The 19,301-nt window shown below is 63.5% G+C and carries 35 protein-coding genes and 1 tRNA gene; all 36 read left to right on the top strand.

Annotated features, from left to right (window positions below):
* Positions 1–125 precede the first annotated feature (125 nt).
* The 36 genes from J7I79_RS13985 (at position 126) to J7I79_RS13815 (ending at position 19,284) form a co-directional block, all read left to right on the top strand.
* The gene (locus J7I79_RS13985; RefSeq protein ID WP_214954048.1) at positions 126–464 is read left to right on the top strand and encodes a hypothetical protein; all 339 of its coding nucleotides are present in this window, start codon (positions 126–128) and stop codon (positions 462–464) included.
* A 134-nt stretch (positions 465–598) separates the two neighbouring features.
* On the top strand, positions 599–1,027 hold the full coding sequence (locus tag J7I79_RS13980) for a restriction endonuclease (protein ID WP_214954046.1): 429 nt from the start codon (positions 599–601) through the stop codon (positions 1,025–1,027).
* Between the two features lie 135 nt (positions 1,028–1,162).
* Positions 1,163–1,315, top strand: coding sequence for a hypothetical protein (locus J7I79_RS13975; protein WP_214954044.1), 153 nt, complete (start codon positions 1,163–1,165; stop codon positions 1,313–1,315).
* Between the two features lie 154 nt (positions 1,316–1,469).
* Positions 1,470–1,865 carry a hypothetical protein gene (locus tag J7I79_RS13970; RefSeq protein ID WP_214954042.1) on the top strand — a complete coding sequence of 132 codons (396 nt, stop codon included), beginning with the start codon at positions 1,470–1,472 and terminating at the stop codon, positions 1,863–1,865.
* Positions 1,862–2,062 (top strand): hypothetical protein, encoded by a 201-nt coding sequence (locus J7I79_RS13965; protein WP_214954040.1) that lies wholly within the window; start codon positions 1,862–1,864, stop codon positions 2,060–2,062. Before J7I79_RS13970 ends, J7I79_RS13965 begins: the two co-directional genes overlap by 4 nt.
* Positions 2,059–2,406 (top strand): hypothetical protein, encoded by a 348-nt coding sequence (locus tag J7I79_RS13960; protein ID WP_214954038.1) that lies wholly within the window; start codon positions 2,059–2,061, stop codon positions 2,404–2,406. The genes J7I79_RS13965 and J7I79_RS13960 overlap by 4 nt, the downstream gene beginning before the upstream one ends.
* Positions 2,403–2,741 (top strand): hypothetical protein, encoded by a 339-nt coding sequence (locus J7I79_RS13955; RefSeq protein WP_214954036.1) that lies wholly within the window; start codon positions 2,403–2,405, stop codon positions 2,739–2,741. Before J7I79_RS13960 ends, J7I79_RS13955 begins: the two co-directional genes overlap by 4 nt.
* The gene (locus J7I79_RS13950; RefSeq protein ID WP_214954034.1) at positions 2,738–2,962 is read left to right on the top strand and encodes a hypothetical protein; all 225 of its coding nucleotides are present in this window, start codon (positions 2,738–2,740) and stop codon (positions 2,960–2,962) included. Before J7I79_RS13955 ends, J7I79_RS13950 begins: the two co-directional genes overlap by 4 nt.
* Positions 2,962–3,333 (top strand): hypothetical protein, encoded by a 372-nt coding sequence (locus J7I79_RS13945; protein ID WP_214954032.1) that lies wholly within the window; start codon positions 2,962–2,964, stop codon positions 3,331–3,333. The genes J7I79_RS13950 and J7I79_RS13945 overlap by 1 nt, the downstream gene beginning before the upstream one ends.
* Positions 3,330–3,647 (top strand): hypothetical protein, encoded by a 318-nt coding sequence (locus J7I79_RS13940; protein WP_214954030.1) that lies wholly within the window; start codon positions 3,330–3,332, stop codon positions 3,645–3,647. The genes J7I79_RS13945 and J7I79_RS13940 overlap by 4 nt, the downstream gene beginning before the upstream one ends.
* Positions 3,648–3,781: 134 nt before the next feature.
* Positions 3,782–4,033 carry a hypothetical protein gene (locus J7I79_RS13935; protein WP_214954028.1) on the top strand — a complete coding sequence of 84 codons (252 nt, stop codon included), beginning with the start codon at positions 3,782–3,784 and terminating at the stop codon, positions 4,031–4,033.
* Positions 4,034–4,053: 20 nt separating this feature from the next.
* Complete coding sequence (locus J7I79_RS24625) at positions 4,054–4,182, top strand: hypothetical protein (protein WP_285291452.1); 129 nt, start codon at positions 4,054–4,056, stop codon at positions 4,180–4,182.
* A complete protein-coding gene (locus tag J7I79_RS13930; protein WP_214954027.1) occupies positions 4,179–4,421 on the top strand; it encodes a hypothetical protein in 243 nt (80 codons plus the stop codon). Before J7I79_RS24625 ends, J7I79_RS13930 begins: the two co-directional genes overlap by 4 nt.
* A 210-nt stretch (positions 4,422–4,631) precedes the next feature.
* A complete protein-coding gene (locus J7I79_RS13925) occupies positions 4,632–4,799 on the top strand; it encodes a hypothetical protein (protein WP_214954025.1) in 168 nt (55 codons plus the stop codon).
* Positions 4,796–5,101: a hypothetical protein gene (locus J7I79_RS13920; RefSeq protein WP_214954023.1), complete on the top strand. Its 306-nt coding sequence runs from the start codon at positions 4,796–4,798 to the stop codon at positions 5,099–5,101. The genes J7I79_RS13925 and J7I79_RS13920 overlap by 4 nt, the downstream gene beginning before the upstream one ends.
* Complete coding sequence (locus J7I79_RS13915; RefSeq protein ID WP_214954021.1) at positions 5,098–5,985, top strand: hypothetical protein; 888 nt, start codon at positions 5,098–5,100, stop codon at positions 5,983–5,985. The genes J7I79_RS13920 and J7I79_RS13915 overlap by 4 nt, the downstream gene beginning before the upstream one ends.
* On the top strand, positions 5,982–6,515 hold the full coding sequence (locus J7I79_RS13910; RefSeq protein ID WP_214954019.1) for an HAD domain-containing protein: 534 nt from the start codon (positions 5,982–5,984) through the stop codon (positions 6,513–6,515). Before J7I79_RS13915 ends, J7I79_RS13910 begins: the two co-directional genes overlap by 4 nt.
* On the top strand, positions 6,512–6,928 hold the full coding sequence (locus J7I79_RS13905; protein ID WP_214954017.1) for a hypothetical protein: 417 nt from the start codon (positions 6,512–6,514) through the stop codon (positions 6,926–6,928). The genes J7I79_RS13910 and J7I79_RS13905 overlap by 4 nt, the downstream gene beginning before the upstream one ends.
* Positions 6,928–7,113 (top strand): hypothetical protein, encoded by a 186-nt coding sequence (locus tag J7I79_RS13900; protein ID WP_214954015.1) that lies wholly within the window; start codon positions 6,928–6,930, stop codon positions 7,111–7,113. The genes J7I79_RS13905 and J7I79_RS13900 overlap by 1 nt, the downstream gene beginning before the upstream one ends.
* Positions 7,110–7,319 (top strand): hypothetical protein, encoded by a 210-nt coding sequence (locus J7I79_RS13895; protein ID WP_214954013.1) that lies wholly within the window; start codon positions 7,110–7,112, stop codon positions 7,317–7,319. The genes J7I79_RS13900 and J7I79_RS13895 overlap by 4 nt, the downstream gene beginning before the upstream one ends.
* A gap of 112 nt (positions 7,320–7,431) precedes the next feature.
* The gene (locus J7I79_RS13890) at positions 7,432–7,935 is read left to right on the top strand and encodes an HNH endonuclease (protein ID WP_214954011.1); all 504 of its coding nucleotides are present in this window, start codon (positions 7,432–7,434) and stop codon (positions 7,933–7,935) included.
* The gene (locus tag J7I79_RS13885) at positions 7,932–8,234 is read left to right on the top strand and encodes a hypothetical protein (protein WP_214954009.1); all 303 of its coding nucleotides are present in this window, start codon (positions 7,932–7,934) and stop codon (positions 8,232–8,234) included. Before J7I79_RS13890 ends, J7I79_RS13885 begins: the two co-directional genes overlap by 4 nt.
* Positions 8,231–8,665: a hypothetical protein gene (locus J7I79_RS13880; protein ID WP_214954007.1), complete on the top strand. Its 435-nt coding sequence runs from the start codon at positions 8,231–8,233 to the stop codon at positions 8,663–8,665. Before J7I79_RS13885 ends, J7I79_RS13880 begins: the two co-directional genes overlap by 4 nt.
* Positions 8,662–9,057, top strand: coding sequence for a DUF6221 family protein (locus tag J7I79_RS13875; protein WP_214954005.1), 396 nt, complete (start codon positions 8,662–8,664; stop codon positions 9,055–9,057). Before J7I79_RS13880 ends, J7I79_RS13875 begins: the two co-directional genes overlap by 4 nt.
* Positions 9,054–9,245: a hypothetical protein gene (locus tag J7I79_RS13870; RefSeq protein ID WP_214954003.1), complete on the top strand. Its 192-nt coding sequence runs from the start codon at positions 9,054–9,056 to the stop codon at positions 9,243–9,245. The genes J7I79_RS13875 and J7I79_RS13870 overlap by 4 nt, the downstream gene beginning before the upstream one ends.
* Entirely contained in the window at positions 9,242–9,454 is a 213-nt protein-coding gene (locus J7I79_RS13865) for a hypothetical protein (protein WP_214954002.1), read from the top strand. The genes J7I79_RS13870 and J7I79_RS13865 overlap by 4 nt, the downstream gene beginning before the upstream one ends.
* Positions 9,455–9,595: 141 nt before the next feature.
* The gene (locus tag J7I79_RS13860; protein WP_214954000.1) at positions 9,596–10,195 is read left to right on the top strand and encodes a hypothetical protein; all 600 of its coding nucleotides are present in this window, start codon (positions 9,596–9,598) and stop codon (positions 10,193–10,195) included.
* Between the two features lie 203 nt (positions 10,196–10,398).
* Positions 10,399–11,712 (top strand): hypothetical protein, encoded by a 1,314-nt coding sequence (locus tag J7I79_RS13855; protein ID WP_214953998.1) that lies wholly within the window; start codon positions 10,399–10,401, stop codon positions 11,710–11,712.
* 32 nt (positions 11,713–11,744) lie between these two features.
* Positions 11,745–11,963, top strand: a complete 219-nt coding sequence (locus tag J7I79_RS13850; protein ID WP_214953996.1) for a hypothetical protein — start codon at positions 11,745–11,747, stop codon at positions 11,961–11,963.
* Positions 11,964–12,130: 167 nt separating this feature from the next.
* Positions 12,131–12,203 (top strand) — tRNA-Asn (locus J7I79_RS13845).
* Between the two features lie 194 nt (positions 12,204–12,397).
* A complete protein-coding gene (locus J7I79_RS24960) occupies positions 12,398–12,898 on the top strand; it encodes an endonuclease VII domain-containing protein (RefSeq protein WP_214953994.1) in 501 nt (166 codons plus the stop codon).
* Positions 12,899–13,013: 115 nt separating this feature from the next.
* The gene (locus J7I79_RS13835; RefSeq protein WP_214953992.1) at positions 13,014–13,199 is read left to right on the top strand and encodes a hypothetical protein; all 186 of its coding nucleotides are present in this window, start codon (positions 13,014–13,016) and stop codon (positions 13,197–13,199) included.
* A 190-nt stretch (positions 13,200–13,389) separates the two neighbouring features.
* Positions 13,390–14,922: a phage terminase large subunit gene (gene terL / locus J7I79_RS13830; RefSeq protein ID WP_214953990.1), complete on the top strand. Its 1,533-nt coding sequence runs from the start codon at positions 13,390–13,392 to the stop codon at positions 14,920–14,922.
* Between the two features lie 24 nt (positions 14,923–14,946).
* Positions 14,947–17,841, top strand: coding sequence for a phage portal protein (locus J7I79_RS13825; protein ID WP_251042815.1), 2,895 nt, complete (start codon positions 14,947–14,949; stop codon positions 17,839–17,841).
* Complete coding sequence (locus J7I79_RS13820; protein ID WP_214953986.1) at positions 17,828–18,226, top strand: XkdF-like putative serine protease domain-containing protein; 399 nt, start codon at positions 17,828–17,830, stop codon at positions 18,224–18,226. The genes J7I79_RS13825 and J7I79_RS13820 overlap by 14 nt, the downstream gene beginning before the upstream one ends.
* A complete protein-coding gene (locus J7I79_RS13815; RefSeq protein ID WP_214953985.1) occupies positions 18,223–19,284 on the top strand; it encodes a hypothetical protein in 1,062 nt (353 codons plus the stop codon). The genes J7I79_RS13820 and J7I79_RS13815 overlap by 4 nt, the downstream gene beginning before the upstream one ends.
* The last annotated feature ends 17 nt before the right edge of the window (positions 19,285–19,301 follow it).

Genomic DNA, 19,301 nt, shown 5'->3' with positions numbered 1-19,301 from the left:
CATACACCATTAACCACTCTCTACTCACCTAAAGCTTTTATCTTCAGAAAGCTTTTGCTTTTCAACCGATAAGACATTTTCTCTATCTCACCTACCTAAACGTGAGCGCAGAAAGGAGCAGAACGATGGCAACCTTCAACCAGGAACAAGCCTCGGCTATCGCCTACGTCATCCGGACGCTCCGCCCGGGCTGGGCTTACCCGGCAGTGATGAAGACCCTTGAGGGTTTCGCTGTTGCTGACCGGCCTGTCGCTGATGTTGTCCTGGCGGCCATGCGGGCGGCAACGGATCCGAAGGCCACGGCGCCGACGGCGATCGGTTTCGAGCAGTACTGGGCCAAGACCGCCACGGGCAAACCGGACAACGGTGTGAGGTTGTGCAGCGAATGCCTGACCCGGAAACCCCTCGGGGCCATGGCGTCGGTTCAGCCGCCGTTCATCTGCCAAACATGCTCGGACCGCTAGGCGGGCTTCTAAGCCCCGCAAAACACCTGACCCGTCCAACCACCCGCACGACCCGTCCGGAACGATTCTGGACGGTCAGCAGCACCGAAACAGAAGATGCCACGAGCATCGCCAAAGACCACTGGAGACACCACATGACCCGATCACGACGAACAGCCAAGCAAGCCGGCACCGCATTCGAACAGCTCGTAGCCGACGGACTCGCCAACGAACTCGGCAACCCAGACATCGACCGGGCACCCCGCAAAGGCTCAAAAGACATCGGCGACATCGCCAACGTCCGACACGCCAACGGGGCGAGGATCGCGATTGAGGCGAAAGACTTCGGCGGCAAACTCATTCCGACCCAGTGGGTCCGCGAGGCTGCAGCGGAGGCCGCGAATTACAAGGCGATCTGCGGCGTGGTCATTGCCAAGCGAAGGGGCACCAGGAGATTTGAGGATCAATGGGTTTTGCTAACTGGAGCGGACCTGATCGCACTGCTCACCGGCGAGCAGTCAACCGCAGTGTCCACGATCGTCGAATCAGCCACCGCAGAGCTAACTGACCGTCCAGTCAGTTAGGTGTGGTTGGACCTCATGCGGGACGGCGACACGAAAAGTCAAACCGTCCCGCGGGAAATGCTTCACATTCGTCTGTCGTAGTGCGATACTAGACAGACCATCAGTTCACTCTTTCAAACATTATTCGGGGGAATCATGAGCACCAACACAGCATCGCCGGCCAGGAGAGTCACCGCGGCCCAGCTCCTCGCCAGTATCGAAGCTATTCCGGAGACTCCGGAGAATTACCGGGCGTTGCGTGACGCTATCCGCGACGCCAGGGCCCTTGTTGCCGGGGAATTGGCATGAGCGCCGACACGGCTACCCGCCCGCTCGGAAGCGGCCGGACCTCGAGCGCTGATTGCACGTGCCCGAAGGGGCCGAATGGTTACCGGCGCGGCATCAACCTGGACTGCGCATGGGACGGCGTGAAGCCGGCAGTGTTCGTGAACGGGGCGGACCAGTGAGCGACTTCGCGACGACCAAGGCGGTCAAGGCCCGCAAGCCCCACACCTGCGAAGAATGCTGGCGCATCATTGAGCCGGACGAGACCTACCACCGCACCGCGGGCAGCTGGGAAGGCGACTTCTTTACGATCAAGGCATGCGGGCATTGCGATCGCTTCCGCAAGCACATCAACGAAGCCGATGACTACTACCACGAGGGCTACTACGGTGGCGCGGGCGCATGGGTCGAAAACGGTTACTACTCGGCGGGTGACCTGCCCGGTCTGACCTTCGCACAGCGCCTGGCCCTGTTCCGCATGGCCCGGCACTTCGAGGGCCGATGGCGCGACAGCAGCGGGCGACTTAGGCCCCTGCCCGACGATCTGGTACTGGGCATGGCGGTGGCGGCATGATCCTCCGCACAACAACCCGTCCCATCAACCTCCCGGCCCCGTTGGACCCGAACTACCGCCATCCGTACATCTCCCGTGAGGATGCGGACATAGCCCACGCGGCAGGCATCACCCTCCCCGAGTGGGAAGCCATGACCGACACTGAACGCGCCGACGTCCGCTACCGGATGGGCGCAATGAGAGGAACGACAGCATGAGTGAACGCGACGAACTGATTGAGATCCTTTGGCAGACCGCGACTGACGATAGGGTGCGTTCAGGCGTTGATCTGCATAAAACACCCGTTGTCAGGGCAAAGGCCGAGGTAACCGCCGAAGCGATCCTCGCCGCTGGCTACTCGAAGCCCCGCACGGTCACGACGGTTGAGGAACTGGACGCGCTGCCGGTGGGCTCCGTGCTGATTGACGGTGACGGCGATATTTGCCAGCGGTTGCGTACCGGATGGCGCGCCGTGATCGATGAACGTTGCGGTAATCCATGGCTCACTGACACGCTGGAAGTAGACCTCCCCGCGACGGTCCTGCATGAGGCCCGCCCGTGAGCGCCCTGGACGATATGCGGGAACGGCTCGCAGCGGCAACGGAGCTTGGTGAGTGGGAAGTGCGCGGCAAGGACGTCGTAATCTACGACCCGAACGGATTCGGTGCGCACAGGGTTGTAGCGCGGGTTGACCACGCAGAGTACACCGCGCCAATCGCCAACGCCCCCACGGACATGGGCAAGCTGCTCGCCGCCGTGGAGGGGGTGCTGGCTCTGCATAGCCCGAATGATCCAACGCCATCCCAGCCGTGGGTGACTTGCAGCGGTTGCACTAATGGCTGCTCGTACCCCTGCCCAACGGTAGTCGCACTCACCGAAGCATTGGAGGAGCTGTGAGCTTCAAGTTGAGCGAACGAATCGAGATTGGATACGTCTGCCGTCAAGGTCACTTCCAGTTCAAGGATGACCCAGCCGGGGACTCATGCGGGACCAAGCGGGTAGCGACGATCTACGCCAAGGCCGATCCGGGAGTGTCCCACGAAACGCTGACCGAATCCGTGTACGACGCACTGGAAAGCCACCACCGCAAGATGACCGAATGGAGGGAGGGGCTGTGATGGACACCGACTGGGCTAAGGAATTCGAGCAGGCCACCGCGCTGACTCGGGCTGTGGCTATCGGGCTCGCTGGCGGATACCCGGACGAGGGCAAGTACTACGTGACCGAAGCCAAGTCCGCCCTCGCCGCCGCTGATGCGGTGATGTTCAGCGAGGCCAGTATCTGGAAAGCTGCCGAGGTTGCCGCCCTCGTGGATGACTACGACGGATGCTTCGAACGGGTCCGCGAGTACGAGGCCATGGAGGAATATGAGCAAGAGGCGCACGGCTACCCCGGCCACGACTACGAGGACCGTGACTACTGGCTCAAACGGACCCGCGCTGTGATCGCCGCGCTCCGTGCCCCCGCCGACGACAAGGAGGGGCAGTGATCACGCAGGAGATGTTCCCGCCCATCGGTCTCGACCCGGATGATGACGAGTACGGCGATTCGCGCTTGTTCTCGATCTGGGTTGTCTGGAAGGGCAGAGGTAAGTACGCCGTGCAGAAGTTCCCCAACGACAAATACGGATCGCAACTTTCGCGGGCGGGCAACTGGTCTGATTGGGCGCCCGAACCGTTCCGCCGGCACCAGTACCGGTTCACTTACGACGAAGCCTGCACGTGGGCAGAGAAGTTGCGCGGCACGCTCAACGTCAACGGCAAGACCTACGCGCAAGTGCAGGAATGGAGGGCAGGGAAATGACCGTGAACCAGGAACAAGTAGCCGGGGTGCTGGTTGGGCACTGGTCCGCATCGACTCACACCGACCGCAAACCATTCGTGGATAAGTGCGATGGATGCGGCGCGGTGATCCTGACATGGGGAACGGGGGGCAACGTGGAAGATGCACTCGCCGCCCACCAAGCCGCCATGCTCGCCCCGTTGTTCGCCGCCGCCAAAGCCGAAGCGCTCAGGGAAGCAGCGGACGAGCATGACGCCCGTTCGGACACGCTATTCAAGACCATGCAGAACATGGCGGACACCCGCGAATACGAGCTTGCGGACATAGTTCGATACGGCGCCTACTCGGCAGAAGCGAAGTCAACTGCCGCCCGGCTCCGGAACCGCGCCGACCAACTCACCACCTAACCCGATCGAAAGGGGCAATGATGCCTGAAACAGAAGCCCAAAGAGCCATCAAACAAGCGCTCTACGAACTGAAAATCCAGCACGGCAACGGAGTGTTCAACCTCCCCGCGCTCAGACGAATCCTAGAAGAGGGACTGGTAGAAGCATGAGTGAACTTGACGACCTCCGCGCCGAGAATGAGCGCCTGACCACACTGAACGACGGACTCGCCCGGCAGGTAGCAACCGCAGCTGACCGGCTCGAAGAAGGCCGCCGCGAACTGCTCGCCATCGGGTGGGACGCGTGCGCCGACTCGCCAACACGGCCAGCGAAGGCGGACAACCCATACCGGCAGCCGGTCCTGGACTTCACCGGGGCCATGATTTGCAGGATGGGAGACGACGCCTGATGTGTAACCAGATGGAACACGCCGCCAGATCGACCAGGGCCCTTGAGGCGTCGAAGAACCCGGACTGCCGCGACGGGAAACACGGATCCTGCACCGGTAACGGGTGGGACCTCGAACTGGATGACCTGATCGACTGCCCCTGCTACTGCCATGCCCAGCAATAATGTTTGAAACACGCCGAATGCGCATTACAGGCATTAGACTAGAAGCATGATAAGAGCCGTCCCCGAGTCGCGCATGTGCAAGCGCGGCTGCTGCTGGAACAACTTCGGCACCTGCGGCCGCACCTACACGTGCCGGTGCCACGCGTCGAAAGACTCCAGCGCCGCCGCCCGCGCCCGACTTGAGGACTACCTCGACAGCCTGGGGGACGAATGAGGACCGGTCAGCGGATCGCCCTTGCGGCCATAGCGGTGGCTGCCACGGTCGCGCTGGAGTGGCCCCGGCGGAAACCCGCACCCGCACCCGCACCGGTGGCCCGCACGTTCGTTGAGCATGACCTGTCCGAACTGCACGTCACCCCGGCCGTGATTGAGCCGTCCGCGTACTTCACGCAACTCGCCACGCACAACGCCGGCCTGTACGTCGCGTACCTGCGGACGGGCGCGTTCACCCGGAAGCAGGCGTTCGAAGCGTTCCAAATGCACTTGGACGCGTCCCTGAATCAGGGGCGCCGATGAGTTGCCCTGTTGACGGGAAGCCGCTGCACAACAACGCGGTCATCTGCGGCGACTGCGAGCAGACCATGGACAGGGCGTTGGGTGACCTTGGCTCGCTGCTGGAGGACCTCGACACGGCCCTCTCACGCCAGTCCCGGAAGCGCCCGGCCCGCGGGAACCACGAACGCGACGACAAACCCCTCCCGTACGAGCTTGGGGCCTCCAACGCGGCGTCGAACCTGAAGGCCGTGCTCGTGGCATGGGCGCGTCTCGTGAGTGATGAGCGGCCGTCCACGTATGAGCGGGTCATCATCGTCGACGACGAAACCACGGAGGTGCGGACCTTCCACCTCGACCACACCCCGCTCACGTGCAAGGACACGTCGGAGTCGATCAGCTCATGGCTCATGCACCACGTGACCTGGCTGGCACACCATGAGGCAGCAGCGGACGCGTACTCCGAGATAGTCGGCGCCGTCAACAACATCCGCCGCACCATTGATATCGCACCCGACACCCGCTACGTCGGACCCTGCGGGAGCGTCCTTGATGGCATCGAGTGCACCGAAACCCTGTACGCCCTCGAAGGTTCGGACGACGCCACCTGCCGGACCTGCGGCACCCGTTGGGACACCAGGGCGCGGACCCTCCAAACCCTGTCACGGGCACTCACCGTCGCCCAAGACGCCACCACGCTCTCCCGATCCTTCGCCCTCCGCGGTATCGCCCTCGACACCAAACGGATCCGCAACTGGGCCGACCGCAAATACCTGGCCGGCGCAGGCACCTCCCACCGCGGCCACCGAACCTACATCATCGCCCACGTCGCCCGCCTCATCCAGCTCTACGAGACAGGGCAGAAACTCACCCCATGGCCCGCAGAACAGAAAGCAGCCGCTGTATGAGCACCACGATTTACCTCGACGTTGACGGTGTGCTCAACGCCGTCAACCACAAGTCACCGTCCCTGACGGCCGCGGGCTGGGACCGGTGGGACCACTGGAAGACGGCACCCGTGAACGGCTGGCCGATCCTCTGGGCCCCGGCCCTGATCGAAGCCTTCAACGAACTCGCCGCCCGGGACGATGTCACGTTCAAGTGGCTCACCACCTGGGAGGACGACGCCGCGAAGGTCCTCTCTCCCGCTATTGGGATCAACGGGCAGGACTGGGAAGTCCTCCACGGCGAGCAGCATAGCTGGCGCGGCAGTGACTGGTGGAAGCTCCAAGCCATCCGCGCCGACGTCGAAACCACGAATCCGGAGCGGTTCGTGTGGATCGACGACGACCTGTCCGCGGAACGCGTCGCCCTCGAATGGCTCGGCACCCGCCCGGAAGGACTCGGCGTCTCCCCGTCCGTCGGTCAAGGCCTCACCCGAACCAGCTTCGACACCATCACCGACTTCATCAACCAGACCGAAGAGGCAGCAGCATGAGCACACCCCGCAAGTCCCGCAAGAAGTCAGCCGTCGTTGTCGTCACCGCATTGGCGGCGGCCGCCCTACTGGCAGGGTGCGCCCCGGCCGCCAAAACGGCATCGGACAACCTGTCCACGGCGGCAGACAACTTCGAAATCAACCGCCGCATCGTGTTCTTCAACGGCATCACCGACAAGTACCTGCTGACCATCGAGGGCCGGTGCTCCATCGAGCCCGACGGGGGAAAGCTGAACGTTACCTGCAAGATCGGCCCCGACCAGTACAAGAAGCACTTCCTTGGACTGAGCGACAACGTCTCCTACTTTGTCGAACAGCTGGAGAGCGTGGACGTCAGCGTGTACCACACTCGGATCCTGTTCAAGCCGGAGAGCATCGTGCCGGACATCAACCTCGAGACGGGGAAGCAGTAATGGCGAAGCCCGGACCCCTCCGGATCACCGTCAAGGTCGAATCCGCAACGCAGCGGCAAGCCGAGATTGACGCTGCCAAGCACGAGGCGTGGCTCGAAGGCCTGAACCACGCCCTGACCTGGCTCGGACTCAAGCACTACGGTGACGCCATGGCGAAGGACAACCCGCACGGGAGGGGTCAGTGAGTGTCGTGGATCGGCGGAACACCACGACCGTCCGCCACGAATACCTCGTGCCCCAGCCGGCAGCGTACGGCGACGTGCAGGAGGCCATCATGTTCGCCAAGCGGGACGCGTCCGACGCTGGCAAGGACACCAGCTACGACGACGCAATGCACGTCACGCACGACGATGACAACATCATCGTCTACTGGGAAGAGGTCAAGCGATGACGGACGAACGGGCGAAAGTGAAGGAACCTCCGAAGAGTTGCCCTACGCGTTTGCTTGACGGTAGGAATGAGATCCGATGCTGGCTCACAGCCGGACACGAAGGGCCATGCAAATGAAGGTTGCTCTGAAGGCGATGCCATTGGAATTCTCAGGCAAGGATCACAGCCGGTTCTGGGCCAAAGTGGACAAATCTGAAGGCTGCTGGGACTGGACAGCATGCACTGACAGGCACGGATACGGTCGCTTCACGATCAAGCACAGCGCATACGTGGCGCATCGAGTCGCCTACGCCATGATGGCGGGACCAATACCTGACAGCATGGAAATCGACCACGCCTGCCACAACCGGGCGTGCGTCAGGCCGGATCACCTTCGACTAGCAACCCGAAAGCAGAACGCAGAAAACCCAGCAGGGCTTGTCTCAAAGAATAAATCCGGCGTTCACGGCGTGCATTGGGACCCCCGGACCCGGAAGTGGAAGGCCCAAGTTAGTCACCATAACCAGAAGATCGCCATCGGGTATTTCGCAACTCTGACCGCCGCGGAAGCCGCCGTCGTAGCGAAGCGCATGGCGCTCTTTACCCACAACGAGCTCGACCGGAGGGTTGCGATTTGAGGTATTCAGAACTCCGTAAGCACGTGTGGATGCTGTGGCGTGAAGCCAGGTACTTGGACCCGATCGACGGCCCGTACCGGCGGTGGATCACGGAGCGCACGCTGGACCGGGTGTTCGAGGCCGCCCTCGTCGCGGACAATGCACCCGATGAGCTCGCCAAACACCTCGCCCACGACTACCGGTTCGACAATTTGGAACACTCCCGGTTCATGTTCTGGTGGAACCACGTCATGGAAAAAGGCTTCAACTCGGATAACCCCCTCAGTCATTTGCACAAGAAAGTCCCGGTGAAGGCATGAGCGAGCCAACCCCGGAAGAATCCGCGATCTACCTGACCCTCCGCAAGACAAAGTACACGGCCCCGGCGGACGCCTACATCCTGGCCGAATACGCCAAAGCCGTCGACGCAGCGTTCGTCGTGATCCCCCGCGACGAGCTTCCGGAGGTGGAGGAATTCAACCCCGACGAGTATCGCGTGGACGGCCAGCATATCGTCTTCAAAAACGCCAAGAACGCCCGCGCATGGGTGATGCAGGACGTCGCCCTCTGGCAGTACCTCGAAGCAAAGGAAACCGAGAGCAAGGCCGTCTCGGCTCAGCGAGCGAAGCGGCGGCATGAACTGGCGCGGGACCTCGCTGGGGAGGGATTCAGTAGCACGACGTACGACTCCGTTTCGGCCGTCGCTAAGAACGCCATCGACAGGATCATCGAACTGGAGGGGGTCAAATGACCATCACCGAGTTCCTGCTCGCCCGGATCGCGGAAGATGAGGCGGCGGCGCTGCCATTCCGCAACGACTTGGGCGAAACGAAGCAGTGGCAGTGCGACGAGATTGGCGGTGCCGTGCGCTACGTCGGCCCGCGCCCATTCGGACTGCCGGACCTGCTAGCTACGTGCGGCATCCATGCAGAGGCCGCACACATCGCCCGCCACGACCCTGCCCGCGTCCTGGCTGAATGCGCGGCGAAACGTGCGATCATCGCCAACAGCGCGGATGCCCAGCCCGGCTACATGGACGACCGCAGCTGGAATGGCTTCAGCAGCTGCCACGACGACGCGTTGTACGCCCTCGCCGCCGTCTACGCCGATCACCCGGAGTACCGGCAGGAGTGGGCGGTATGAGCGGGATGGAAGGGTTGGAGGCTCGACTCAAGGCGGCGCGAGAATGGGCCGCTGCTGAGCGTGAGGAAACCGGCTGGCTCTCCGAGGCGTGCAACGATGAGTTGAATCTCGCCACGTACCTCTATGAGCAGCGCCACGATGAGCTGGACGAACACACGCGGCAAGCCCGGGAAGCAGTGGAGCAGTGAGTGACGGTCAGCTGAAGGCGACGATCACCCGCAACCAGTACGGCAACTTTCAGGTAGTGGTGGCGCTCCACCGGGGCAGCTACGTGCCGTCCCCCAAAGCCTGTGCCGTCACCTACACGCTGAAGGGTGCCCGCAAGAAAGCCTCGAAGCTGATCGCCAAGGTTGAGCGTGAAATGGAGATGGAGAAGTTCATCGAGGTGGTCACGTGAAGGGTCACTACATGTCCGCGATGCCGTTCCTGTGCGGGGCACGGTACATCACCTGCGCCGTGCCAGGCTGCAGCAGGGTCAAGCGGAACGACCTTGTCTGGCCGCCCATGCCACCCCTGATCCACAAGGGAGGCAAGCCCCGTGGATGACGTCTGCGATAAGTGCGGGGAAGTCCATGGGCTGTGCGCTGCGCACCGTAAGCAGAAAGGCGGCGGCCCCTGTCAGTCCGATGAGGTGTTGCCCGGCGGGAAAGTTTGTAAAGCCCACGGGGGTCACTCCCCCCAAGCGATCAGGGCAGCGCAGGAACGCGAGAACCGGCGCATCGTCACCGAACTCTACGAAGCGGACCCGCAAGCCGCTATCGCAGCCTACGGTGTCGAAGCCGTGCAGGACCCGCTCGATATGCTCTCCCGGGTCACGGCCGGTGTGCTGCACACCATGGACGCCCTCGGGCAACGCGTCAACTCCCTCGAACGCATCCGGTACGAATCCGAAGCCGGCGGCGAACAGATCCGGGCCGAACTGAAGCTGTACATGCAGGCGCAGGCGCAGGCGGGCAAGTTTCTGGACATGCTGATCAAGTCCGGTTTTGAGGAGCGGCGCATCAAGCTCGATGAGCAGACGGCCGCCATGTTCGTGACCGCGATGCAGAGGGTGCTGGCCCGTTTGGAGCTCACCCCCGAACAAACCGTGCTTGTTGGGACTGTTGTTCCGGAAGAGCTCCGGGCACTCAATGCTTGAAATGTGAATTGATAGTGCTTGAAATATTGACAAATGTTTTTTTGAGTCCTAAGATTTTTACAGCTTGAAGTGGCGAAAGCCACTGATCGCCCCATAACTGAATAAGTGCCGGAACATGAGCCGGTACCGAGAAGCCGTTCACCATCCCCCCAAAGGTGAGCGGCTTCTCTCATGCCCGGACAAGAGGAAAGCAGGGACCCCGCATGACCTGCAAGTACGTGTCCGCCGCCGGAACATCACTCAGTGCATGGGATAAACTGCCCTCCCGTGAAGCCGCCACGCTCGCCGGCGTCGGCAAATCAACGGTGAACAACCACCGGGCCGGGGAATGCGCCTGCACCGACGACACCCCCACCGCGAAGACGCCCGCGGGTGAATCGGAAACCCACCGCCCCGACGGGACCGCCGACTACGTCCGCTATTCCGAACGGCCCTGGGGGTACGAGGACTACCGCAAGTTCATCGCCTCCACCGGGCAAGACCCCGACACCGTCACCTTCACCTGGGGATGGACGTCCAACCCGTCCGGCGGGTGCTGGAACAAACTCAACAACGTCCGGCCCATCATGGCCGGGGCCGAGACTGGTCCGGCGTGGCCCGTCATCCAACCGGCCGAACCTGTCGCCATCACGGTCCCTGACAGACCATCCGGACCTGCCCGGGGCATGCGGCTCGCCATCAAAGGCGCTGACACGCAGATCGGCTACCGGCTCCACCCAGACGGGACCATGGACCCGTTCCACGATGACGCCGCCATGGACGTGTTCGTCACCGTCTGCCGCCAATACCAGCCGGACAAGATTCAGATCCTTGGCGACTTCCTCGACCTCGCCTCACAAGGCAGGTTCGCGCAGGAAGCAGCGTTCGCGCAAACCACCCAGCATGCACTGAACGCCGGCCACGTGTTCCTCGCCAAGCTGAGAGCGTCCTGCCCTGACGCTGAGATTGTTGTCATCGAGGGCAACCACGACAAGCGCATGCAGAACTTCATTGAGACGAACGCTGTCGCCGCGTTCGGCCTGAAACGCGCCGGACTCCCCGAGTCTTGGCCTGTCATGTCACTGCCGTACCTGCTGAGACTGGACGAACTGAACATCCAGTACGTGGACGCCTACCCGGCCGCCACCGACTGGGACAACGACACGACCCGCAACATCCACGGCACCAAAGCCAACAGTCGCGGCTCCACCACCGCACAATACGTCACCGAACTCCCGCACCTGAACACATGGGCCGGGCACACGCACCGCGTCGAAGTGACCTATCGCTCCGTCACCGGGGCGCGTGGACAGGCCGTTGAATCCTACTCGGCCAACCCTGGATGCCTATGCCGCGTAGATGGTGCCGTTCCCTCCGTGAATGGCGCCATCGGCGCTGACGGTTCCGCCGCTCATGTTGTGGAGAACTGGCAGCAGGGATTCGGTTTCGCCTACTACAACGACACCGAATCGTGGCCGCACGTCTACCGGATCCGCGACGGCCGTGCCCTGATCAACGGCACCGAATACACAGTCTGACTCACTCACCTATCCCCCTTGGAGTCTCCCGCATGTCCAACATCACCGCAGTACTGAAATGCCAGAAGCAAGCACCGACCGATTACGGCACCAACGTCAGCTTCTACCCCTCCTACGGTCCGGAGGAAAACAAGGCGTGGGCTGCTGCTACCCCCAGCGCCATGATCATGCTGACCGTCAGGAACGATGTCGCTGACAATTTCGAGGCAGGCGCCGAGTACCTGCTCACTTTCGAGAAGCGCGACTGCTAGACTCCCGCGCCGAAGCGGGCTAAGACTTCGGCAACGCTGGACCCGGGCGAGGCGCGCCAAGCCCGGGCCTGGCACAAAGATGTACCTTGCTGACCGTCACCCGGAGGTAAGGGAACGGCGGCCAAGAATGCATGCCAGCAAACCGCGAGGCTGGACGCAACCGCCAATGATGTGTAGCTCAGTCGGCAGAGCGAGGGTTTGTTAAACCCCAGGTCGCAGGTTCGAGTCCTGCCGCATCAGCGACGTGCCGGGTAGCCACGTCTCGCCTTCACTGGTGATAAAAGGCCCACATTGGCGCAGGTGTCCGGACGGTCACTGAGCGCCACGGTTCGCGCCCGTAACAGCGCGTGTATTCCTCGCTACGGAGCGGGGCGGAGTCGGCAAACCTCCGAGACAAAAGGCCAGATTTACCCGATACCAGCAACGGAGTGTCCATGGAGGCAGCCGCCACCTGCCGCGACTGCAATGAGACACTGCCGCTCAGCGCATTCACGAAAAACGTGCGTATGAGCAACGGTCACCAATCCCGCTGCCGCGACTGCTACAACGCCGTCCAACGGATCAGGCAGAGCGCGTATCCGCCCCGCACCCGGCCCGGCAAGAAGCGTTATCCCCAAGATTCCCAAGGGGCCCGCAGGTCGGCCCTGCGCTTCAAATACGGAATCAGCCTGGACGCGTACGACGCGATGCTCGCCGATCAAGGCGGGGTGTGCTTCATTTGCCGAGAGCCAGAGACTGCAACAGGTGCCAACGGCGTCGTGAGATTCCTCACCGTAGACCACGACCATTCATGTTGCCCCGGCCAGCGCGCATGCGGATCCTGTGTGCGCGGCCTGTTGTGCAGTCGGTGCAACGCTGGCCTCGGACTATTCCGAGACAATCCGGCGATCCTCAATGCGGCAGTCGCCTACCTCGCCCGTCCCGCCCAAGAGTGAGCCGTTACGTAAGATCACGGACCCCAAGCGCGGCGCATAACCGGAACTGACAGCCCAAGCTCACCGGAACCACAAAGAGCGGGCAACCTTTCACCCCACCATCACGGAGGCCGTCATGACCATGGAACCCATCATCTGCGCATGCGGCACCGAAAAGGACGTCGTTCACCTCATCGCCGTCTGCGGTCACTGCGACCAGCCCTGCACAGACCGTGCCGGGTGTGTCCCGTGCGGCACCTTCACCCTCGCCACACGCAAACGAGTCGACGCCGAATACAAGGCCGAGAAGTCCGGTGGCTAAGGGCGACCGTGATCAGGCGGCCCGCTATCGTGGCCGCTCCGGCAAGCGCTGCCCGGATGCCCGGAATGGCGGATGCGACTACTGCATCACCGGGACTTGCAAGCGCCCCACTCGCCGACGAATTCGGCGCCAAGCCAAGGCAGAACTCCGAATGACCGGAAGGTAAACCCTCAGCAGGAAAGGCGGCAAGGTGACGCTCACATGGGCGGAACTCGCCGCCAAACAGTTCGAAACAGGGTCCGCGCCACGGTTCCGCACCCCCGGGGACCTCGCCCGGCACCTCAACCCCCGCAGCGTCCAAACCCCCGCCCTGGACCTTGTTGATGAGGCGCTCCTCCAGGCGTACGAAACCCCCGACTCCCGCACCATGGTTTTCCTTGGTCCGCAGGAAGGCAAGTCCACCCGCGTCGCCGAAGTGTTCCCCCTCTGGGTCCTCGCCCAAGCACCTGACACGCGCATCATCACCGCCTCCTACGCGATGTCACTGGCGCGCCGTAACGGCCGTGCCATCCGCAACCACATCGAAACGCACGGCCGTGACCTTGGCGTCTCCATCCGGCCCGACGTCGCAGCGCAGTCAGAATGGCAGCTCGACGGGCACCGCGGCGGGCTGTACGCCGTCGGTATCGGTGGTGGCCTGACCGGCCGGGCAGCGGACATGATGATCATCGATGACCCGCATTCCGGTATGGACACCGCCGAGTCGGAAACGTACCAGATGCGGGCATGGGACTGGTGGACCGGCACCGCCTCAACCCGTCTCGCGCCCGGGGCCCCCGTCATCCTGATCATGACCCGGTGGCACCAGCTGGACCTCGCCGGCCGCCTCCTCGCCGCTGAGGACGGGCACCTGTGGAACGTCGTGAACATCGCCGCGCAAGCCGACCACAACCCGGACAAAGGCGAATCGGACATCCTCGGCCGTGTCCCCGGCGAATTCCTTGAATCCACGCGTGGCCGCACCCCCGAACAGTGGGAAGCCATCAAGAAACGCGCCGGTTCCCGGGTGTGGAACGCCCTCTACCAGGGCCGCCCCGCACCCACTGAGGGCGGGATTTTCAAGCGCACGGACTGGAAAGAGTACACGGCCCCGCTGTGGACCGAACTCGACGGCGCCTGCCTTGTCACGGGCGCCACGGATGAGCTGATCATGTCGTGGGATATGACGTTCAAATCCACCAAAGCCTCCGACTATGTTGTGGGGCAAGTGTGGCTGAGGCGCGGCCCGAACATTTACCTCCTCGACCAGATCCGCAAACGGATGACGTTCTCCGAGACGCTCGCCGCGGTGCGCGGATTCGTGGCGAAATGGCCGCAAGCCGCCGGGAAGCTCGTGGAAGACAAAGCGAACGGCACCGCCGTCCTTGACGTTCTCCGCAAGGAAATGCCCGGGCTGATCGCTATCAACCCGACCGAATCGAAAGAGGCCCGCGCCTCCGCGGTGTCCCCTTTCGTGGAAGCCGGCAACGTGTTCCTCCCCAACCCGCAAATCCGGGCATGGGTCAGCGAGTTCATCGAGGAAGCCGCAGCGTTCCCCAACGGCGCACACGACGACCAAGTCGACGGCTTCACCCAAGCCGGGCAACGCCTCCTCGTACGCGGCGGCACCGGATCCGCGTACCTCAACGCGCTCAAAGCCCGGGCCGAAGCGAACGGCACCACCATCCCCACCCACTCACGTGACTGGCGGCAAAAAGCCGCCGACCTCAAAAACAACCACTAGCCGGAAGGTGACCCCTTGGGACTTATGGATCTCTTCCGCGACGGCGGACTGCTGAAGCGGGCAACAACCCCGCAGATCATCTCCGACGCCATGGTTGTCCAGGGCATGAGCAACGACGGGTCCATGGGCCCCGGCGCACCCACCGCGCCCGGCCGCGGGTACAGTGTCCGGCCCCGCGCCACCGACTACCCGGCTGGCGTCAACATCAACGTCCAGTCCCGGCGGGCATGGGGACGCACCGGGTACGACGTGCTCCGCGAACTCATGCGGTCCTACGACATCGCCCAGATGTGCAAGAACCACAAGATCGATGAGCTCCGCTCCATGGAGCCGATGTTCACCCCGATGGACGGTTTCAAGGGCGACGGTGAAGCCGCTGTCGCCGCGGCACGCGCTGCCCTGTCCTTCCCTGACCGGGAACACTCATGGGATGAGTGGCTGTCCCTGTGGCTGGACAACCTCCTCACGTTCGACTCCGGGCCCCTGTACCGGCGCCGCAACCGTGACGGGCAGATCATCGCCCTCGAAGTCGTGGACGGGTCCACCATCTACCCGCTCGTCGACGGTCACGGCCGCCGGCCCCAAGCACCGGCCCCCGCATACCAGCAGGTCATCAAGGGCCAGTCCTCGGTGGACTTCACGGCGGAAGACCTGACCTACGCCCGGTTCCGGCCGCAAACTGACTCCCCGTTCGGCATGGCCCCGCTCGAGTCGATCATGATGACCGTGAACACGGACATGCGCTTCCAATGGCACCTCCTGCAAATGTTCACCGAAGGCTCCATCCCGGGCGGCTTCATGGAGCTCCCCCCGGACGTGTCCAGCCCTGACCAGGTCGCTGAGTGGCAGGACTACTGGGATGCGACGTTCATGGGTGATCAGGCGATCGCTCACAAGCTCATCGCGGTCCCGGGCGGGTCGAAGTTCACGGCCACCGCGCCGGCGTCATTCGACCCGGAGTTCCCGAAGTACCTTGCGATCAAGGTCGCTGCAGCGTTCGGTGTGATCCCGCAGGACCTGGGCCTCACTGATGATGTGAACCGGGCGACCGGTGAGACGCAGACGGACACGCAGTTCCGGGTGAACACCCTCCCGTGGGTCCGGTTCGTGGAAGCCATTGTCACCCGCTACCTCCAGCACGACCTCGGCCTCCCGGTCCAGCTGAAGCTGAAGACCGGCCGCGACGAGGAGGACCGCCTCACTGAGGCGCAGGCGTGGAAGGTGTACATCGAATCGGGTATGGCGTCCGCTGATGAGGGGCGCGAGCAGATCCTCGGCCTGCCCGTGGACAACACCCGCCCGGTGCCCCGCGGCATGATCCTGCCCCGTCAGGGTTTCGTGCCGCTGTCCTCGCTGGTGGCGGTGTCCGGCACGGTCGATCCGGAAACGAAAGCGCCCGCTGAGGGGACCCCCGTGCAGGAGGTCCTCATTGATGGCGTGAACGGTGCGCAGCCTCAGGCGCCGGCCGTCATGAAGGAACTCACCGCCGGGGTCACGTCCGCGACGGGGATCACGGGTATCGACATGGTGGGTGACGATGAGCTGGAGAAGTCCGGCCCGACTGTCGCCGGCGCCGCTGTGAAAGCGGCGGACACCGGCCGTGTCCTCATGATCCAGCGTTGCCTCGACCCGGAAGACCCTGCGGCCGGGACATGGGAATTCCCCGGCGGTCACCTCAACACCGGGGAGGACGCGCAAGCCGCGGCTATCCGTGAGTGGGAGGAAGAAACCGGGCTCGACTTCCCTGCCGACGCCAAACTCGCCGGCACCTGGGATTCCCCCGACGGGGCCTACCAAGGCCACGTGTACAAGATCGCCACCGAAGGATCCGTCCCGATCAACACCGGTGACGGGGAAGACGGCGAAACCCTCGCATGGTTCGACCCGGCCCACCTCGACGGTTTCCCGGCGCTCCGCGAAGAACTCGCCGCCAACCTGCCCAGTGATGAACTCGCGAAGGCAGCTGCCCGGGAGCTCGCCAAGTTCCGTACCTTCACCAAGGCGCGGGCCAAGACCGGCAAATGGCGGGACTTCGAATTCACGGCCATCCCCGAACCCGTCGCCAAACACCTGAACGATCAGGCGCGGGCCGACTTCGCCAAGGAAGAGCCCGGGAGTGATGCCAGCCCAAAAGCTGGTACGCCTAGCTGGAGGGACGACCCACCAGTGACGGCGGCCATCCACACCGTGGACCTCGCCCTCACGGACTACTGGTCCCCGCGGATCCGCGACTCCCTACTGGAGATGTGGAAAGCGTCCGACTACCGGGCGGCCATCACGGCCGTGAACGGTATCGGGGATAAGGGCATGGACGTCTTCCGGGACGTCGCCCGTCAGGTCCTCTCCGGCGCGGTCCAGCCCTCCACGCTGGAACGGGTCGTGTACAACGCATGGGCGGACGCGTACAACGTCGGGACCCTCGCCGCGGATGTGCAGATGGGGAAGGTTCCGAAAGGCTGGGACGACTGGGAGCCGGGCATGACCGCGAACAACAAGGTCACCGCGCTCGGCTGGAAAGAAACCCTCGCCGATGCCGACATCACCCTGAAGGGCATCACGGACACGACCGTCAACAAACTGGCGTACGCCATCGCTGACGGTGTGAACGCGGGCGACCCGTCCGATGACATCGCACGGGCGCTCACGCGGATCCTGGGTGACCCGGCACGGGCCGAACTCATCGCGCACACCGAAACGGCCCGGATGCTCAACCAGTCCGCCATGTACCAGTACGAAGCGGCCGGCGTCACCCAGTGGGACCTCATCACATCCTCCGGGGCGTGCACCGCAACATGCCTGCCCGTGAAGGACGCGAACCCCCACAACATCGGCGAAGGCCCCACCGTGCCGCTCCACCCCCGCTGCCGGTGCGCCGCATCACCACACCTTGAAGGGACACCCGCCAATGGCCGCAAATGAGCAACGCTACCTGCTCTCCATCGCCTACCAGGCCGGACCTGACCCGCGCATCGCGACCGGCGCCGACGGCTCACGCGACTTTTTCAGCCCGGAAGAGCTGGAGAAAGCCGCGTGGGAGTTCGCGAAGTCCTCCCGGTCCATCGGCCTGTTCCACAAGGACGGCACCGAAGGTCACGCCGACGTCGTCGAAAGCTACATCTACCGCGGCCCCGACTGGGACCTCGGCGACGGTGTCGTGGTGAAGTCCGGCGACTGGCTCCTCGGCACCGTCCTCGATGACACCGCATGGGCGCTGTACAAGTCCGGGGAAATCACCGGCGTCTCCCCGCAAGGCACCGCGAAACGCCGCCGACCAACCGACCCAGTGAAAGCTGACCAACCATGACCATCCCCGAAGACATGTCCGAACTGGTTGACGTGAACATTGACCGCGTCGACCTTGTTGGCAAGGCCGCGAACGGGCACCGCTTCCTACTGGCGAAGTCCGCCGACTCCCCGGCCCTGATCGACCCGGACACTGTCCGCGAGCTCATCAAGGACGCCGACGCTGAGCCTGCCACCGCGGACCTCGTCGCGTTCGAAGGCATCACGGCCGTCCTGAAAGCCGGGCGTGCACTGTCCAGCGCCAACGAAGCTGCACTGCGCAACGCATCCGCCGCCATCCAAAAAGTACTCGCATCTCTCCCGGCCCCGGAAGAGGCCCCCGTAGAAAAGGAAACCCCCGTGGCCGAAGAAACCGCCGCAGCAATCACCGCCGACGTCCCGCTCCTCGAAGCCGCCGTCGAAAAGGAAACCGCCGAGCCTGGCGCAGTGGAGGAAGTTGAGAAGGGCGGCAGCCTCATGGCCGTCTATGACGCCCGCGGCAACCTTGTCGGCGCCATCAAGCCCTCCGCGCTGACCCTCATCGACTCCAATACCCCGGCCGACGCTGCTGAGGAACCCGCGGACGAACCCTTCGAGGAAGCCGCCGCCGACGCATCCGGTGACGAAGAAATCGAACCCGAAGACGGCGCACCCGCCGAAGCTGTAGGGGAAGACGAAGAGCTCATCCCCGGCACCGAAACTGTCAAGTCCCCCGTCGAAAAGGCGGAGACTGTAGCAATCGTCACAGAGGCACCTGATGTTGCCGCACTGCTCAAAGAGGCCCTCGCCCCGCTGGTGGAGAAGATCGCGCACGCCGCCGATCTTGCCAACGAAGTGAAAGTCCTGAAGGAGCGCGTCGAAGCATACGGGCGTGAACCTGACGACCGGAAAAGCCCCCTCCTCAACGGGGCAGACGGAAAGGCTGGCATCGCCAAGCGCTCCGCAGAGTCCGACGTCCTTGTCGATCTGACCAAGGCCGTCGAAATCGCCAAAGAAGCCGGCGACCCCACGAAGCTCGTGAACGCACAGCAGGCCCTCGCGTTCGCAGCCATCAAAGACCGCTTCAGCGGCAACTCCTAACCACTTTTCCCGAAAGG

This window comes from Arthrobacter sp. ISL-69, assembly GCF_018613775.1.
In the GTDB taxonomy this organism is placed as follows: Bacteria; Actinomycetota; Actinomycetes; order Actinomycetales; family Micrococcaceae; genus Arthrobacter.
This window is presented reverse-complemented; position numbering and strand designations above follow the sequence as displayed.